Raw genomic sequence first — 16,782 nt, forward strand, 5'->3', positions numbered from 1 at the left:
CACAAGGAGTAAAAGGATTCCACGGTGGTGTCAAATTGGTTATTTTTATGTCAGGGGATGAAGGAATAGAAATAATGGATATACGCGGGGAAGGAAGAATTTTCAAAGGCAATGCCTGGGGTTGGATGAACCCTGATGGTTGAATGCGCGAATGGCAGGACCGTGCTCATCATGGGTCGCGGGGGCTTCCATGTCGATAATATGATGTGTGTCATTTGCATTGCCGGGCAGACCTCGGCGCGGTCCGTGTATCTGCACCGGTTCTACCAACGGTAGGACAGGTTCAATCCGGCACCCCACTCGTATCCGTTGCTTGTGAGGGCATACATTCCTCCGCCGCTTACCTGCAAAGCGCTTGAGATGTCGGTTTCAAGGCCGATACCGGTGACCAGCACATGTTCGCCCCGGTTTTGCCCCACAAAGGGATAGCTGGTTTCCGGGTGGGATGCCAGGGCGGCGTCAATGGTATGGTCGCTGTTTTTGTTGGCATACCAGTCGTGCTCATAGCCCATGAAAGCCAAGGGATGGAGGCCCATACCACGGGTGATGCTCTTAAAGCGTGCCTGGACTCCGACGGAGGTGACAATGGACTGCGCATCGGCTGAGTCCACCTGTAAGCTCAGGTCCGGATTGCCCGATTCGGTGAATGATTCCTGGTAATAATAGGCGTAGAGAAGGCCGAGCTCAGGGGAGAGCGTTACCCAATCGGTTGGTCGCCAGGGCAGGCGCGCCTTTACCCCGCCGTAGAAACTGTGGCTGTCAAAGTCCGCTTCGGGGCGTTCTGTTGTGTTCCCCAGGGTCACAGCCCGCTCGGAGTTGTGTTGCCCGTAGGCATAGCCGATCAGTCCGCTGATATCGATCCGTGAGGCGGTCTCCTTATTCAGGTACATGCCGAGCTGGTAGATATCGCTGTCAAAATCCTGCCAGGCGGCATCATGTTCATCCATCTTCTGGGTTCCATACGCAAGGTACACGCCCAGGGCGGCGTCCTCACTCTGCGTGAGATCCGTGCCCACAACCAGACCGAATAAGTCGTAATTAAAATCACCGAGGCCCTCGTCCCCGTCGATATCACCACGCACATAGCTGGCATCGGCCCAGAATCGTTTGCGGGTGGCAACGTCGCTGGTTTCCACCCCCTGGCCGGTTGCAATGCGGCTGCCGGAAGAGGCATGGTTTAAGACCGTGTTCATGGTCATGTCCATGTGCTCAAGGGCCACCGTCATATAAGAAGAGTAAGGCTCTGCATGGATGGAATCCATGTGGACGGCCACTTGCGCGTTGGTAAGGGCATCCAGGGCCTGGGTGATGGTAACGTTGCCTGCAGCGCTTGCGTTGACCAGCAAACTTGCGGCACTGGAGTGGTTGGCCGTCTGGAGGGCAGGGTGGCTCGTCAGGGTCGAGACCGATTGCTTGGCGGCGGTCAGGGTGAGATCCGGCTTTCCGTTTGTGTTTTTGTTTCCCACTGTAAAATCGATCAGCGCAGGGATGGTGCCGTCCTCCACCAGGGGAAGGTTCGAACCGGTCTGAAGGGTTCCTGCGCCGCCATTACTGGCAATGAGCGTAAACTCCTTGCTGTCCATGGCGCTGGCTGTCAATGGCTTTAATGTGGCCACCTTTACCTCTCCGATGGCGGTGAGATCCACATCGCCGTCACCGTAATGCAGAATGTCGCTGGTCGCCACGCCCCCGTTGACATCAAGGGCAGCCCAAAACTTACCACCGGTGGACCGGGTAAGGGTCGTTGACGGGCCAAAGACCAACTGGTTGTTGATGGTTGCGGAATGCAGGCGGGTGACGGAGGGGCCTACCTGGAGCAGGCCGTCGTCATACACGGTAAGGCTACCGGTCCCGGCAAGGGTTCCGTTAGCATAGTACTCGCCAAACACGCCGATGCGCCCGTTGTTTGTGATATTGGACGAAGCGTTGTGGTAAAACGCCGCCGTGTTGTAGACATTCATCTGCCCGCCGGAGGCAATGGTCAGGTCCACCAAAGAACTTCTGGTGCTCACCCAGCCAAACAGGCGCAGGACACCCTGGCTGTTGATATTGATATCGGCATGGCCGTGCAGGTGAAGCTCGTCCAGCACCGTCAGCATGGAGTCGTTGAGCGTTATGGATGAACCGGTATCGATGAATACATGGCTGTAAACAGCATCTGAGATGTTGTTTTGCGTGTACTGGGTGGTGGCGCCGTTGTGATTGAGGTCAATGATGCTATTTCCGCGAATCCCCGAGTCGATGTCGGAACCATCCAGGATCACGGTCCCATCCGTTACAATAACAATGTCTGAGGTAAGGTGGCCACCGGACCCGAAATTGAGTGTTGAATTTTTAACGGTCAGCCCATCGTTCATCTGGATGCTTGTGTTGCCCCCGACAACGACACGGCTGTCTTCCACGTATAGTTTTTCGAGTTCCAACGATGTCCGGGATCCCTTGAGCTCAAGTTGAGCCCCGTTTATCAGCCGGAACTGGTCCGTGGAATTGAAATACGCGTTGCTGTAGGTAAAGGTCAGCGCCCCTCCGTTGATGGTGCCGCTGACGGGCGAATGAAAGTAGAGGCGCTCGTCGTCATAGGTTGCTGACAGCGAGCCGGAGTAGAAAAATTCCAGGGACGCCCCGGGGTCAATGTCAAGGTTGAAGGTTTGCGGTGCATAGAGCCGCTGCATGCCCGTGATTTTGTTGGTCCCGCTGCCGATATGAAGGGCCATGGGGGCTGTGGCGATAAACCCTGGGCTTCGTATGGTGAAATCCATGGTCGCGTTATTCAGGGTGAGGCGGTTGTCGGCCCCATAAAACAACAGCTGGATGGCCCCGGAATCGAAGTCGGCGTTGTTGATCTCAAAATGGCTGCACTGCACGGTACGCTTCCAGCCGCTTAAGTGCATCTGGTCGAAATCCGACCCCTGGAATGTGATGGCCATGCGGTGGGGATCCGTCAGGTCGCCAAAGGTAACATCGGCCCAGACTTTGTGAGGATACGCAGTTATGGACGTGTCTCCTTCCACTAAAATCTTGTAATTCTTACCTGCAGGGAAAAACAGGGCGTCGTACTTTGGGTCAAAGCTGCCGATCATTCCGAAACCGTTTATAAATCCACCTGAAGTCTGAACAAGCGTGTCGGCGGCCGCTGAGCTGACCATGCCGAGAAAAATACATGCGAGAATAAGTCGTTTTCTCATCGTGTTTTTCTCCTGTCACAGCGTATACGATGCGTTGAAGAGACGATGCAGGGCGACCCTGATGTAAAAGGTGTGCCCCCTTGAAAGAAGGTCGCGAATGCGAAATTAATTCATGACGTTTTTTAAGACCTGCTTCTTCAATTCTTTAAGCATTTAGCCCCCGGCAGGTCTGCCGGGGGCATACGCTGAAGTGTTACACCCATTTAATTATTGCCCCATGCCCTGGTCCCCTTCCATAAAGGACTTAAGCTCATCGCTGTTTTTCGATGCGCTTGCGCTCGCCGGAGGCCACTGTTCAAAGGTTGAAAGGTGCTGCTGAACCAGGCGTTGGGCCGGGCCGAAGGCCCACATCTTTTTGCCCATCCAGTTGATGTACATGCCGGACTCGTCGGCGGCCCGCTCGTAGGGGTCCTGCCTCAGGTTAAAGAGCAGGGGAGCCCCGAGTCTCTCTTTGGCACCGAACCATCCCCCCCGCTGAACAATAAAATGGGCCTTCCAGTCCCCGTAGCGAACGGCCTGGAGGGTGGTGCGCTCGTAGTAGATGATCTCCTTTCGTTTGGACGGCCCCTTGCCGGTGAGAAGATCCATCTGGTTGTATCCATCCAGATGGGCTTTGTGCCCCTTGTACCCTTTGAGCACCTTCTTTTTCAGGTCCTTTGGCCCCCCGGCTGCAGCCACCAGGGTAGGAAGGAAGTCCATGCCGTCAAAAATCCCGTTGTTTACCACACCCGCTTTGATCGTTCCGGGCCAGCGAATGATCATGGGAACCCGCACGCCGCCTTCCCAGGTGGTGCCTTTTTCACCATGGAAGGGGGTCATGCCTCCGTCGGGCCAGGTCATGATCTCCGGCCCGTTGTCCGAAGTGAAAATGACGATGGTGTTATCGGCAACGCCCAGCTTGTCCAGACGGTCCAGCACTTCCCCCACGTGGTCGTCAAGATCCTTCATGACCACCTCCTGCATGCCCCACCCGTTGGTCCCCAGCATTTTTTTGTACTTTTCGGAAAAGTAGGTCCACACGTGGGCCCGCGAGGGGCAATACCAGGTAAAAAAGGGCTTCTTGTCGGCCACGGCTTTCTCAATGAAGGCCAGGGCGTGTTTGTTCACTTCATCGTCTAAGGTCTCCATGCGTTTGGGCGGGATGGGCCCGTCGTCCTTGATCTTCTGATTTCCCTTGGAGGTTGCCCAGGCGTGGATGGCATTTCTCGGTTCAAAGGCTTTGGACTCCTTGCTGTCCGGCCACTCCGGGTCCGAGGTGTACTCCATGCCGTTGAGGTGGTAAAGCCAGCCCCAGAACTCATCAAACCCATGTTTTGTCGGAAGATATTCATCGCGATCCCCCAGGTGGTTTTTGCCGAACTGCCCGGTGACGTACCCCTGGAGCTTAAGGAGCTCAGGCAGGGTTGGGGTCTCCGGTTTCAGCCCCACAGGGTCCCCGGGGAGACCCACCGTGTGCATGCCCGTCCGCACAGGGAATTGTCCGGTAATAAAGGCTGATCGCCCGGCGGTGCAAGTGGGTTGAGCGTAGTAATCGGTGAATCGCATGCCCTGGGCTGCGAGCTTGTCGATGTTGGGGGTACGACCGCTCATAAGCCCCTGGTGGTAGGCTCCGATATTGGACCACCCCACGTCGTCGGTGAAGATGACAAGGATGTTGGGCTTTTCTGCGGCTGTGGCCTGAAAAGTGGCTGCCAGTACGACAAGGAGGCAAGCGGAAAAGACGATGATGGGCTTCATGGAAGACTCCTTACGCTTGGGGTGGTGGAGGCATCCGGCTTGACTGAAAGGCCGGTCGCCGTTGACTTAACGTCTATATCTGGGGAAAATGCGGGTTTTGCAAAAGAATCTGCAATGGAAAGGAAAAGGGGAGATTGTGGCAGCGGGCAGGATGCTGAAAAGGGCGGCGAAGGGAGTCGGGATCTCCTCTGTTATGGGTAAGTATAAAGGGGACATAGGGTGGAGGCAAGCTCTAATGGAAGCAAGGGCCGGAGCCGAGATCGTCACGGGTGGTGGCGACCTGCGTGTGAGGGAGAGGACGATGGGTTGAATTTAGGCGACGGGGTTCACCGGAAAATGATGGGCTGTACGATGGAAAAAGTTGGTTGGCTAACCAAACGTGATAAAAAAAGGGCTGCGTCAATGGTCATGACGCGCCCCCTTTTTCCCAGTTAGCGGTTGAGGCTTATGCTCAACCCGTAAGAGAGCGTTTCGTTTTCAGGTTCGACGACATGGCCGATGGACGCGCCATCGGAGTAAAGGTCTCCAACCTCTGAACGCTCCATGTCCCAATAGGAAATAAACGGCTCAATGGACCAAGAAGCGCCCCCGGCAAGGGCCCTTTCAAACATCAGGGAGCACCTTACCCCATAGCCTTCGCCAAAGTCTTGACCAAGGGAAGGGTCGCTGTAGGCGGGGTCTGCATCGCTCAGGTGGCTTTTCACTGTTCCCCGACAAAAAAGATCGTATTCCGCGGTCAATCCCCAGGTCCACTTCTCGGCCAGCGGGCCCGCCGTTTTCACACCAATGGGGGCATACCAGTAGTGAATCTCTCGTTCATACCCGTAGGCAGAGGAGATAACGTCGTTCCAGTAGCGATACCCAACACCCGTGTAGGGCGTAATGAGGTACCTGCCCTTGATGCCGATGTCATAGCCGATGAGGCCCCGGCACTCCACGAGCCAATCCTCCGTGTCCGTTTTAAAAGGCGTCCCGTCCTGCAGCTGCCCGTCGTAATCGAGCCTGCCCATGCTGGATTCGACACTGGCATGAACCATCACATTGTAAGCCGTGTGGTGTGTATAGTGCCCGACGACGCCATACATGAACCCTGTCTCCTCCATGACCCCGGGCTCCTTGTAATCGAAATAGTGGGTTTTAAGCCCCAGGCCAAACCGATGCCGGTCTGTTAGCGGGGTTCGGCTGTCTGCAAGGGCAGGGGCAAACGTGCCCATGAAAAAAATCATCGACAGCAAACAGCCCTTAAACGTCTTTTTCATGTCTCTTTTTACCTCTTTCGGGATCGACCATTACCATGAATATCGACGGGGAACCGTGTAAACGCGCAGGAAAAAGTTTTGTTGCCTGTTTCCTGATTTACTTAAAAACGGGCCAAATGGTAGTACGGTTCACGACCGTTTTCAAGTGCCAAGACCGTGTCGTGTTGCCAGGGAAAAGTTGTTGACGGCAAGAGGAGTGTGAGGAAATCAGCACCTCCATGGTAATGCACGGTGCGGTGGATTGACCAATGATGGGCATGCTCCGCATTGCCCATCACGGGAGTGACGGCCTCCGTGCCCGGGGAGGGTGTGGGGGCATCGGTTCGCTCTTTGAGGGAAACTTAAAAAACCATCTCCTCAATTCTTGTTGTTCAAAAAAGATTGAAATTATTCCCATATGGTTTAAGATACCTCCTCATCCATAATACAAGTTCTATCACAAACACTTGTAATCTTTTATAAATTCGTCGAGATGTGTGTTGCAGGACGGGAAACCTGATTTGCCAGAAATGGACGGCCTATCTCATAACTATTTATAGGAGGATGTATGCACATGGGTAAAGATAGGTTGAAACGTCTTATTCGGGCCGGACGAGGCCTTGTTCCAGCACACAAAGTCGTTCGCGGTGGTCACCTGGTCAACGTCATGTCCAGTGAAATCTATCCGGCAGATGTCGCCATCTATGAAGAGATGATTGTCGCCATCGGCGATGTGACAGACTACATCGGTGAAGAGACCGAGATCATCGACGCCACCGGCAAGTACCTTGCCCCCGGGCTCATTGACGGGCACCTGCACAGCGAATGCAGTAAACTCAGCATCACAAGCTTTGCAAAGGCGGTGGTGCCCTGCGGAACGACCTGCATTGTTTCCGGTCTTGACGAGTATATCTCCGTATCGGGAATTGAAGGCCTTCAGGAAGTCTTTTCAGAGATCAAGGCCAGCCCCTTAAAAGTGTTCTGGGGAGCCCCTTACAAGACCCCGTACACCTTTCCCCAATCCACCGTATCCTACAACTTTACCGAAGAGACCCACAAAGAGGTCCAGACGTGGCCGGAGTGTTTCGGCGTGTGGGAGACCGTTCGCGAAGCGGTGATCGAAGAAGACGACGATACCCTGGGAGCCCTGGCCGTGGCCCAGGCCAACAGAATGCCCATCTTCGGATGTGCCCCCATGGCGCGCGGCAAAGACCTCAACGGCTATCTCTGTTCCGGTGTCCGCCTTGACCATGAGAGCTACGACCATGAAGAGGTGGTTGAGAAGATGCGAAACGGCATGCACATGCTTGTTCGTGAATCGTCTGTCACCCATTTCCTGAAAGAAAACATCCGCGCCGTCACCGAAGTCAACCCGGCACTTGCCCGAAGGGTGAGCTTCTGCACCGATGATGTGACCGCAACGGATATCATCGAAAAAGGCCATATGGACCATGTGGTTCGCCTCGCCATGAAAGAAGGGGTTGATCCCATGACCGCCATTCAGATGGGGTCCATCAACAGCGCCGAGGCCTATCGCGTCGATCACCTTGTGGGCTCCATCACCCCGGGCAAGATCGCCGATATCCTGCTGGTGGACAGCCCGGAGACCTTCAAGGTCGAGGCCGTCATCACCAACGGCAAGCTGGTGTCAAAGGGCAGGGACCTTACCTATGAGCTGAACGCGCCTAAGCGTAGCGCCGTGCTCTCCAGCGAGTTGAAGTGCGAAAAAACCACCAAAGCAGATTTTGAATACCGGGTGGACATGGAAGAAGGCACCGCAGAGGTCCTCTCCATGAACGTGGTGGGCCCCTTTGTCCGCAAGCGCCGTGACGTGACTTTAACGGTTGAAAACCACATCGTCCAGCCGGATACCGATCAGGACGTGCTCATGGTCTCCGTGGTGGAGCGGTTTGGCCGCAACGGAAATAAATCCCTGGCGTTCTGCTCCGGCTGGAAGCTGAAAAAAGGGGCCATGGCCTCTTCAGCCGCTCCGGACGACAACAACATCGTTGTAATGGGTGCCGATGCAAACGACATGTCCATTGCCGTCAACCACCTCATCGAAAACGGCGGCGGCCAGGTCATCGTTGAAGGCGGAAAGATCGTCGAATTCCTTGCCCTTCCTGTGGGCGGCATTGCAAGCGATCTGGACGCAAAGGACATTTCACACCGGGAAACCCTGCTCAACAAGGCGGCACATGCCCTTGGCTGTGACCTGCAGGAGCCCCTTATGTACATGTTCTTCCTGCCCATCACCGCGATTCCCGATTATGCCATCACGGACGTGGGGCCTGTGGACTGTATCGCCCTTGAAACCTTTGACCCCATTCTTGGCCTGAACCCGGCGAAGTAGGGGAGGAACCCATGAAAAAGACAGAGCTTAAAAAGTTGATCGATGTGGCCGCAGGCCGCGTGGAAGCCGATCTTGTCATCAAACATGCCAAGGTTGTCGATGTGTACAACGGAACAATCACCCACGGTGATATTGCCGTGGCAGACGGCCTCATTGCCGGTGTCGGCGAGTATTCTGCAGCCAATGAAGTGGACGCCAAGGGCCAGTATGCGGCACCCGGTTTCATCGACAGCCATATCCATATCGAATCCTCCTATGTAAGCCCGGAGGAGCTTGGCCGCCTGGTGGTCCCCCACGGAACCACAACCATCATCGCGGACCCCCACGAGATCGCCAACGTCTGCGGGTTTGCGGGCCTGGACTACATGATCTCCGCATCCAAGCTCACCGCCCTGGATGTGCAAATGATGATGCCGTCCTGCGTACCGGCGACCCCTTTTGAACATGCCGGTTGCACCATTGATGCCCAGGCCATGGAAGAGCCCATAAAACGCGACGAGGTCCTGGGCCTTGGCGAGTTCATGAACTTTCCCGGCGTCATCAACGGCCTGGATGATTCCCTGGATAAACTCCTGGTGGCAAAAAACGCGGGCAAACCCGTTGACGGCCACAGTCCCGGCGTCTCCGGCAACGACCTGAACGCCTATGCTGCCTCCCGTATCCGCACCGACCATGAGTGCGCCACCGTGGAGGAGATGCACGACCGGATCGCCTGCGGCATGTATGTGCTCATGCGCCAGGGGTCTGCCTGCCACAACCTGAAAGACCTGTTGAAAGGCGTCACCCCTGCCAACAGCAGGCGTTGCCTGTTCTGCGCGGATGACTGCCAGCCAAAGACCATCCTCAGCATTGGCCACCTGGATAACCACCTGCGCATCTGTGCAGAGGAAGCCATCGATCCCATCATGGCCATCCAGATGGCAACCCTTAATGCGGCGGAATGCTATGGGCTCACCGATCGTGGCGCCATTGCTCCGGGGCTGAAGGCCGATATCGTGCTCTTTGACAACCTGTCTGATTTTGCCGTTCAAAAGGTGTGGATCGACGGTGACCTGGTGGGGGACAGCGGCAGATACCTGCCGGAGGTAGAGCGTCATGATATTTCTGCAACCAAGGGCAGCTTCAAGGTAAAGGACTTTTCCAAAGAGAAATTAGCCCTCGTTGTCAACTCCGACAAGGCACATGTGATCAACATTCTGCCCGGCGGCGTGGTGACGGAAAAGGGCGTTGTGGAAATTTCCCGCAACAGCAACAACGAATTTCTCTACGACGACAAGCAGGATGTGGTGAAGGTGGCCGTGGTCGAACGCCATCAGAACACCGGCAACGTTGCTGTTGCCCTTCTTCAGGGCTACGGCATCAAGCAGGGTGCCATCGCTCTTTCCGTGGCCCATGACTCCCACAACATCATTGTCGTCGGCGTCAATGATGACGACATGGCCTTTGCCGTGGAGTCCCTGATTGCCCAAGGGGGGGGTATCCTCCTGGCAAACAACGGAGAGGTTGTGGAAAGCATGCCCATGCCCATAGCAGGCCTCATGAGCGACCAGAGTGGGGAGTGGGTGGACGAACGCCTCACTGCCATTCATGAAAAAGCCCACGAGGTATTGTCCGTCAGCGGTGATGTGGAGCCGGTGATGACCCTCTGTTTCATGTCCCTTGCTGTCATCCCGGAGATCAAACTCACCGATATGGGATTGTTTGATGTAACCCGTTTTGATTTTATTTCCATCGAAGCATAGCTACCGATTGGTTGGAAGGTCGATAAAATGAGTACGAAGTTACCCTTGTTCTGCAAAGGCGATGTTGGTGGCCTCACCTACATTCTGGCGAACAATATCGTAAACTATATTATTGTGATTGCGACGCTCTCCGGTGTCCTCGGCTGGCCGGACGAGATCGTCTACGGACGCGTTATCCCCGGTCTGTCCATGGGACTTCTGGTAAGCGGTTTCTACTATGCCTACAGCGCCTGGCGCCTGGCCCAGAAGGAAGGTCGCAGTGATGTCACCGCGCTGCCGTCAGGGGTCTCCACACCCGCCATGTTTGTGATCCTGTTCGGCGTCATCATGCCACTGCACTACGCCCTTGATAACCCCGAGCTGGAGTGGTCCGCTGCCGTTGCCGCCTGCTTTATCGGCGGGTTCATCGAGTTCCTGGGCGGATTCATCGGCCCGTGGCTCAAAGAGCGTATTCCCCGCGCCGCACTTCTCGGCACTGTTGCCGGTATCGGTTTTATCTGGATGTCCACCCAAGGGGTGTTCGACCTCTACAGCGACCCGCTGGTGGGGCTGCCGATTCTTGCCGTGGGTGTTATGGGGGTGTTCGGCGGCTACCTTTTCCCCAAACGCATTCCGCCCTTTGCCGTGGCCATCGTGGGGGGGATTGTGTACGCCCTTATCCTTGGGCGTACCTCCATTGACTTCAGCGGTATCGGATTCTACACGCCGAACCCCGTCAGCGGATTCGAGGCGCTTCTTAACGGCTTTGCTGTCGTGCTTCCCTATCTCTCTGTGATTATCCCCATCGAGGTCTATAACTTCATTGAGACCATGGATAACGTGGAGGCAGCCAACGCCGCAGGCGACAACTACAACGTTCGCAACGCGCAGTTCGCAGACGGCGTGGCCACCATGATCTCCGCTCTCTTCGGTGGCGTGGTTCCCAACACCGTCTGGCTGGGTCATGCCGGTCTCAAAAAAGCAGGGGCCTGCATCGGATTTTCCTGGCTGGGAGGGCTCCTGCTCGGTCTCTCCGGTGTTTTTGGGCTGTTCACCTTTTTCAGCGCCCTGGTTCCCCCTGCCGTGGCGGCCATTACCTATCTCTGGTGCGCAACCATCATGCTTGCCCAGGCATTCAAGGCCTGTAAGCCAAAGCATTACGCAGGTGTCGGCATTGCCATGGTTCCCCCCATTGCGGATTATCTGTATACCCAGGTAACCGGTGCCGTGGGTATTTCCGGCGTGTGGGCGGAGACCCAGGCCTCCGGTCTTGCCGGTTACGGATCCAAGGTCACCCAGAATCTCCTCGAAGCTGGCGTGATGTGGAACGGCGTCCCCGCGGTAAAAGCCGGTGCCATCATCATCGGGATCATCCTGAGCAGCTTCGTGGTGTTCATCATTGACCGCCGCCTCGACAAAGCAGCCATCGTATCCTTTGCCGCAGCGGGCCTCTCCGTGTTCGGCTTCATCCACAGCGCCATGCTCGGCTTCTTCCCCACCTCCGAGTTTGTCCTCGCCTATGTGGTCATGGGCTGTGTCTGCGTCCTTCTTCACCTGGGACGCGGCAAGTGGTTTGATGCCGAAGAGGATTTTGATTATGTGTAAAGGGCCTGGTTACAGGAACATGTAACGGTACAGGATCAACGCATAGATCATAGATGATGATAAAATACAAACGCCCTTCGGCTTCGTGCCGAAGGGCGTTTGGTGTTTGTGGGGGGAGGGTGGTGCGTGGCGCAACAGGGGCAATGCGCGTCAAAAGAGGTCCAACCAAACCCGGACGCCGACGATGAGTCATACTGCCGTGTGCCTCGGAAGAGACCGATGCGCTGTAGAGTTCGCCGTGCGTACCAAAAAATACAAAACCGAGGTGTTAAGCACTTACAAGTACCATCGTATCACCAATAATAATTCAACCCCGCATTTGCGACCCACTCATCACCATGGCTATCATCAGTGTAAAGAAGGCCGCCATTAATTTGAAACGTGCTTGTTAAATCACTGCCAAGGCCGATACCGACGGTGAAAGCGTTTTCGCCTCTGCTTTGTCCGGTAAAGGTTTCTTTATAATCAGGATGAGCGGCCAGGGAGGCCTCTATATCGTGTTCATTGTTTGCGTTGGCATAGAAATCATGTTCATACCTAAAAAAAGCAAGAGGATACAGGCGGTTTGAGTTTAAAACACTTCGAAAGCGCATATTTAGCCCGACCGTTGATACAATCGCCTGGGCATCCGCTGAGTTTAGCTTTAATCTCAAATCAGAGTCTCCAGACTCTTCAAACGAATTCTGTCGATAATAAACATATTTAAGTCCAACTTCGGATGAAAGTGTCAGTAAGCTGTTTCCATAAATTTTAAACAAACCGCTGACACCTGTATACACGCTGTGGCTATGAAAATCCCCCGTCAATTTTTCGTTGTGATTTCCAAGGGTCGCATATCGTTCTGATTCATGATCCCCATAGGAATACCCGATTATTGATTTTAAAATCCATGTATCAATTACTTTATCAAGATAAAGTCCAAGATCATATGATTGGCCATCTGTTGTTTGAATAGAGCGATCATGTTCATCCATTTTCTGGGTTCCCCATCCAAGATAACCTCCAAACCCGGCACTGTCTGAGGTTAAAAAATCTTGGCCCACGGTGACGTGATATATATCATAAGAAAAATTACCCAGATCGTTGGAGCCATCTACATCACCATCGATAAAATCACCGACGGCCCAAAACCCCCTGCGGGTTTTTAAATCGTTAAAATCGTTCAGGCGGTTTCGAGATCCAACCGCATTCAAGATTGTATCCGTATACTCTAAAGAGACCGTCATGTATGAAGAATATGGTTCAGGGTGAATTGAATCCAAGTGGTTTGACACCTGATCGTTTGTTAGTTGATACATGTGCTGTGAAAGCGCTGTATTGCAACTATTTACAGCATTTATTAAAAGGCCGGATGCGGCCTGCTGGTTACTCGAAGTAACCCCGGGATGTGCCACCAGGGCACTGGGCGGCAATACTGCGACTTTATAAGATACCTTTTTATCCGCAGCCGGGGATGCGACTTGACTGGCGGAAAGCAGAGCTGGCATGGCCCCGCTGAAACGAACGCTGACAACATCACTGTCTGCGGTTGCATCCGTTGTCGCCGTATTGTCTTTATTAAAAATCAATACGTCATAGACGCCATCTCCATTCTCTCCGCCCACGGCATAGTCGTGAGCAGTAAGACCGGGAGCAAAAGAGTCAAGCTCTACCGTGACATTGGGTAAGCCCATAACCGACGATATGTCATCTGTGTAGGGGAGATGGCGTGTAAAATAAACCTGATCCGAGTATATTTTTATGCCGGTCACTATTCCCTGATCAATACCGATATCCTTGCCACTCGGATCAATACGACTCAAAATGGTATTATTTCCTGAGAATGTAACGGTCGCTTTTGCTGTTGGATCAAATCCGTCGATTCCACTTAGAAAAAATGACGATCCCGACGTACGAGAGGAATTGCTGACTCCGATTGTGGCATTGGAAAAATGAGCCTTGAGGATAGCGGACTGAGAATAAAAACTTTCGCCGGTTAGCGTGGAATCTTCCACAGTCAAAAATCTCAATTGTTTGAAATCACGCCCCCCCGAGACAGCGTTAAATATGCTGCTATTCTTGAGTTCGAGGAGAAGCAGGTCATCATCAGCATCGACATTTACATACTCCAGCGTTGCATTGCTCAGTTTCATCTCCAGAGCCCGCACTTTAGGCAGCAGCGGGCCGGAGCCGAGGATTACTGTTTTACCGTTAGAAAACTCGAAAAAAGCCACATCTTCATCATTTGCGTTGGAACGGCCAAGGAGCTGTGCCCCAGGTGCCATGTGAATCGTGTTATCTCCATAAAAGGAAAAGACGCCGGAATTGTAACCGGCGCTGCCAGTTCGCCTTGTCGAAAAAAAACGATTGTTGTTACTAAGTGTAATAGTTGAATTTGTAATCCGGGGATCCGTCAATATCAGACTGGCGGGATCGTTGCCAAAAAGGCCACTGATTTCTATCGCCGCCGCCTCAATAGTCGACTGCAACTGAGGTTCATTCGTGTAGTGTGTCAAAAACACCTCACTGTTTGAAATCGAAAGAGCACTTCCCCGGTCAAGGGTTAAAAAACCTCCAACATCCCCTTTGATTGATGTGCTATTTTCGACAGACAAGCTGCTGCTGGCATTTACTCGCAGCTCCAGCTCGTGGAGTGAACGATTCATAGCTGCTCCAGGGGCATTGATACGATTATCGGTACCGGAGACACTTATTAATGCGGCACTTCCAAACAGTATTTTTGTGCCGGGAGAAGAGGGCATCTCAAGGTGCGCATTGTTCATCTCCAGCACCGCCGTCTGACCGTTCCCAGAGAGGATGAGGTTTTCGATATAATTATAAATTGGATTGGGAGTCAACCCAGACACAACAAAAGGATCAAAAGCAAGCGTCGTATTATTCAACGTTAAGCTTTTGGTACTGATATTGGCTGTCAACGCTTTCGTTACATCTTGGCTTGCAGCAGCGAAAACCCATGTATTAGAGGTACCACTGTTTTCAAATACCAAATGCTGATATGCCCTGTTTTCTCCAAAAAAATTTAAAGAGCCAGGGGCATCGGAACCCGGAGTAGTGTCTCGTTGCAATAAAAAACGATCGTCTGTAGCATTCTGAAAAAAAAGAGTATCGATATCTGATCCGACAGAAGTTGTTAAGCTATTAGTCAAAACATACAATAGATCATTTTGCCGTGAATAATGAGATGCATCGAAGCTATCAGCCAGTAACCGGATAGGTTGCAGCACAATCAAAAAAATATAGAAATACAGAAGAATACATTTCTTATATTTCATGATTCACCTCTCGTTTAGTGCGTTTGCTTGTCTTTTATCGGAACATTGGGGTGTAATATAACGACACGATAACCAGGATATTTCACGAATCGAGTGCACCCATATAAAAAAGTCATGATTTTATAAAAGCTCTGAGAACGCGAAAGATGGGTGTCTTTGGCTCGCCCGAAAGGTGAGAAAAGCGACCAGAAAACGATGAATGACTTTTATATTTTTCAAAGGCCAATTTCATATAGGCAGCTATTTTTAATAACGTCTTATTGGATAGGTATGGTCATTTTTTCATGAAACATCAGGGATAGGGAGGTACTTCAGAAAAGGCTATAACAATATAATTTGTATCATTTTTTCAAGGCATTAACACTGATACTATTTTAAAATTCGGAAAACAAAGAAACCCGTTCAACCAAGCAGCTAAGAGCGGTAAGGCCGATGGTCCTCGTTGCGTCAAGCGGTGCGGGAGCCGCACCCTACGAAAACCGGACGTTGACGATGAGTCATACCGCCGCGTGCTTCGACAGTAGGCGGTGCGCCGTGCGCACCGAAAGGCATCCAACAAACCGAGCTTGAACGTTTTTTTCTTCAAAGACAACACCCGCGTAGCCGAAACCGCCAAAAGCGTAAGGCCGATGGTCCTCGTTGCATCAAGCGGTGCGGGGGCCGCACCCTACAAAAAACCAACGCCGACGATGGGACATACCGCTTCGTACCTCAGCAGGGGCCTAAGAATTCAATAAATATTCCGAAAAATATATTTCCGGATGACTCGGCTTGTAGCGGTGGACAATTTCCGTATGATTTTCCTCAAAAGGGAAGAATCCCTTTTTGCCAGATGGTCAGAAACGATCTCGTCTGTTGTGTCATCTAAAATGGGTAAAACCTTAAAATCTGCGAGGCACGACATATTTTCCTCATAAATTTATGGTTAAAATGAAGCATCCGCACCGGCATCTTATACCCTTCATTTCATAGCATAAACCAGCCCCCATGCCCACCAACTTATTTAAACTACGAAACATACAACCGTAGTGTTCCGGCAAAACGAATCATTTTAACTTCATCACCTGTGTCGCTGTGCAGCCACTATAAGTCCTGCCTTGCTTTTATTTTTCGACGGTAAAGAATATTGCTTACAGTATATGCACCAACACACAGGAGAGAGATCGAAATAAGCGTTATGGCGATGGAAATGGATACAATTTTCGGATGACCTTGAACAAAAGCCTCAATCACACGGATGACATAATAGTTTGGGACAGCATCCATGGTGCCGGGGACATTAGAAAGCAGAACGACCGATAAAAAAGGCAGCACTGTGACCCCCAGAACCCACATGGAAAAAATGGCCACTGGTGCTTTTGGTTTTGATGGTCTTGGAAAAACATGTAAACAGTCTAAGCATTGCACACGTTGTTTCTTTACGTAGTTCCTATAGAGAAAAGGAACCCCTGCTGTTAGCCATGCCGGGACAAAATATTTCAACTTGGGGGTCTGAAACCGTACAGTATTTCCACATTTTGGACATTTCATCAGGAACCTTTTTTCATACGTATAACGTTGCTATCCAACCGTAGGGCATCTCCGCCTTTACAAACACCGATACGCTTGACGTCAAGATCAACGACAAAAATTCAAGTCAGCCAAAACATCTGTCAATCCATACGCCTGAAA

Annotated in this window: 8 protein-coding genes; 3 read left to right on the forward strand and 5 right to left on the reverse strand. The window is 52.5% G+C overall.

The window, feature by feature from the left end:
* Nucleotides 1-263: 263 nt before the first annotated feature.
* The 3 genes from BLQ12_RS12575 to BLQ12_RS12590 all read right to left on the reverse strand — a co-directional run bounded on the left by BLQ12_RS12575 (nucleotide 264) and on the right by BLQ12_RS12590 (nucleotide 6,136).
* Entirely contained in the window at nucleotides 264-3,185 is a 2,922-nt protein-coding gene (locus BLQ12_RS12575; RefSeq protein ID WP_092211003.1) for an autotransporter family protein, read from the reverse strand.
* Nucleotides 3,186-3,392: 207 nt separating this feature from the next.
* Nucleotides 3,393-4,922 carry an arylsulfatase gene (locus BLQ12_RS12580; RefSeq protein ID WP_092211004.1) on the reverse strand — a complete coding sequence of 510 codons (1,530 nt, stop codon included), beginning with the start codon at nucleotides 4,920-4,922 and terminating at the stop codon, nucleotides 3,393-3,395.
* A gap of 431 nt (nucleotides 4,923-5,353) precedes the next feature.
* The gene (locus BLQ12_RS12590) at nucleotides 5,354-6,136 is read right to left on the reverse strand and encodes a hypothetical protein (RefSeq protein WP_139163961.1); all 783 of its coding nucleotides are present in this window, start codon (nucleotides 6,134-6,136) and stop codon (nucleotides 5,354-5,356) included.
* 598 nt (nucleotides 6,137-6,734) lie between these two features.
* Between BLQ12_RS12590 and BLQ12_RS12595 the strand changes: the two genes are divergently transcribed.
* The 3 genes from BLQ12_RS12595 to BLQ12_RS12605 are packed head-to-tail and all read left to right on the forward strand — an operon-like array spanning nucleotide 6,735 to nucleotide 11,839.
* Nucleotides 6,735-8,513, forward strand: a complete 1,779-nt coding sequence (locus BLQ12_RS12595) for an adenine deaminase C-terminal domain-containing protein (protein ID WP_254782049.1) — start codon at nucleotides 6,735-6,737, stop codon at nucleotides 8,511-8,513.
* An 11-nt stretch (nucleotides 8,514-8,524) separates the two neighbouring features.
* Nucleotides 8,525-10,255, forward strand: a complete 1,731-nt coding sequence (gene ade, locus BLQ12_RS12600) for an adenine deaminase (RefSeq protein WP_092211008.1) — start codon at nucleotides 8,525-8,527, stop codon at nucleotides 10,253-10,255.
* A 27-nt stretch (nucleotides 10,256-10,282) separates the two neighbouring features.
* Complete coding sequence (locus BLQ12_RS12605; protein WP_092211009.1) at nucleotides 10,283-11,839, forward strand: xanthine/uracil/vitamin C permease; 1,557 nt, start codon at nucleotides 10,283-10,285, stop codon at nucleotides 11,837-11,839.
* A 293-nt stretch (nucleotides 11,840-12,132) separates the two neighbouring features.
* Here BLQ12_RS12605 and BLQ12_RS12610 read toward each other — a convergent pair whose 3' ends face one another.
* Both BLQ12_RS12610 and BLQ12_RS27785 read right to left on the reverse strand, forming a co-directional pair.
* Nucleotides 12,133-15,111, reverse strand: a complete 2,979-nt coding sequence (locus tag BLQ12_RS12610) for an autotransporter outer membrane beta-barrel domain-containing protein (protein WP_092211010.1) — start codon at nucleotides 15,109-15,111, stop codon at nucleotides 12,133-12,135.
* A 1,083-nt stretch (nucleotides 15,112-16,194) separates the two neighbouring features.
* Nucleotides 16,195-16,518, reverse strand: a complete 324-nt coding sequence (locus tag BLQ12_RS27785; RefSeq protein WP_217640301.1) for a Rossmann-fold NAD(P)-binding domain-containing protein — start codon at nucleotides 16,516-16,518, stop codon at nucleotides 16,195-16,197.
* Between the last annotated feature and the right edge of the window lie 264 nt (nucleotides 16,519-16,782).

It is taken from the genome of Desulfoluna spongiiphila, assembly GCF_900101345.1.
Classification (GTDB): Bacteria; Desulfobacterota; Desulfobacteria; order Desulfobacterales; family Desulfolunaceae; genus Desulfoluna; species Desulfoluna spongiiphila.